This is a genomic window from Bdellovibrio bacteriovorus (assembly GCF_001592755.1).
GTDB classification, from domain to species: domain Bacteria; phylum Bdellovibrionota; class Bdellovibrionia; order Bdellovibrionales; family Bdellovibrionaceae; genus Bdellovibrio; species Bdellovibrio bacteriovorus_E.
On record NZ_LUKF01000003.1, the window covers coordinates 249,192 to 250,957 of the forward strand.

1 protein-coding gene is annotated in these 1,766 nt (G+C 38.5%); it reads left to right on the plus strand.

Annotated features, from left to right (window positions below; all coding sequences use genetic code 11):
• Window positions 1–462: 462 nt before the first annotated feature.
• Complete coding sequence (locus tag AZI85_RS05115; RefSeq protein ID WP_063243065.1) at window positions 463–1,440, plus strand: HNH endonuclease; 978 nt, start codon at window positions 463–465, stop codon at window positions 1,438–1,440.
• Window positions 1,441–1,766: the final 326 nt, after the last annotated feature.

Below are 1,766 nucleotides of genomic sequence, written 5' to 3' on the forward strand. Positions count from 1 at the left end.
ACAAACCAACAAACCAACAAGCCAATAAACCAATAGATCGATAGACCGATAAGCAAATAGCAAACGGACAAATAGAACGAAATGACCTGGACGATGAAGTAAACGCAAAGATTGAATACCAATAAAAAATCCAAGACGATACTCACGAGCTTCATACAAAAAAATCGGCGCATTGAGGGACCATGATTTCGCAGCGAGGATATGGTGCGTTGATAAGGCTCATTTAAATTTTTTTAAAGATTTTTCTTGCGGGTGAATTTCGAGTTTTTAAAGTTTAATCTTTGAAGCGATTTTAGTTTTCGCAGGACGCTTCTTGTTTATTCGGAAAACTTTTAACATCGGCAAGATTAGAGCGTCTTGAGTAGCATTAAAGAACTATTTCGAATTATCATCTCCAGACAGAAACGCCCAAAAATCACTCTGAAATTTCTATGGTATAAGGTCTTCATCGGAGGCTTTTCGATGGAAAATAAGCATTTATTTAAATTTCAAAACACTTCTAACGAACAACTTATTTTGCGCTTTGAAAAGCTCGTGCGTACCGAACGAAAAATCACTCACTTGGTTTTGCTTCACATCGCTGAAATCGAAGAACGTAAAATCTATGCCGATCTTGGCTTTGACGGAATGTATTCTTACTTAACTCGGGGGCTTGGTTATTCGGAAGGAAGTGCTTATCGTCGCTTGCAATCTGCAAGATTGTTAAAGCAAGTTCCTGCAGTGGCGGAAGAGATTGAAAATGGCAGTCTCAACTTGACTCAGCTGACGGAAGTACAAAAGTGCACCAAAGGGCAATCCGCAATTATCGCGCAGGAAGTTTTAAGTAAAATCGAAAACAAAAATACTTTTGAAACTCATAAAGTTTTAGCAGTGGAACTTGGCCTACCGATTCAAACCCATGAAAAATTAAAGCCGCAAGCGGACGACTCTGTTCGCATGGAAATCACTTTAACAAAAGAACAGTTTCAAGAACTGGAGGAAGCAAAAAGCCTTCTTTCTCACATCTGTCCCGATGGTTCTTGGTCTGAGATCATTTCAATCTTAGCCAAGAAATTTAATACCAAAAAGTTGGCCGGAAGAAATACCTTAACTAAAGAGAATAAGCCCACCGTGCTGAAAATACCAACACAGCCCGTCAACGCTACGGCGGTTCTGCAAAGTCTTTCTCGAACTTCTTCATCTCGGAAATATCTCTCCGTGCATACCAAGCGCAGACTGTTGCAAAAAGCGGGAGGTTGCTGCGAGTTCATCAACCCTATAACCAAACAGAAATGCGGATCAAAATTTCAATTGCAGTTAGATCACATTCATCCGCTGGCATTGGGTGGAAGCAATGAAATCAACAATCTGAGAATTTTGTGCCGAACCCATAACATCCAGGCCGCTGAAAGCTGCGGATTGGATTTTAAAAGCTCAAAAGAATTAAGACTTAAAAGTTAGAATTTATCTGACAGGAGTCGGAAGTAAAAATATGAAACATGCAGCACGAAGAAGTAAGTTAGAACAAGAGTAAGCATGTATGAGTGTGTATCTTTGTAGTTAGATATGTGTGTAGGCTGCTAGTTTAATGGTAGTTAGTTGATCTATCAGTCAGATTGTTAGATAGACGTCTGTTAGTTAGTTAGTTAGTTAGTTAGTTAGTTAGTTAGTTAGTTAGTTAGTTAGTTAGTTAGTTAGTTAGTTAGTTTGTTAGTTTGTTTGTTTGTTTGTTTGTTTGTTGGTTGATTGGTTTGTTTGTTGGTTTGTTGGTAAGTAAGTAAGTAAGT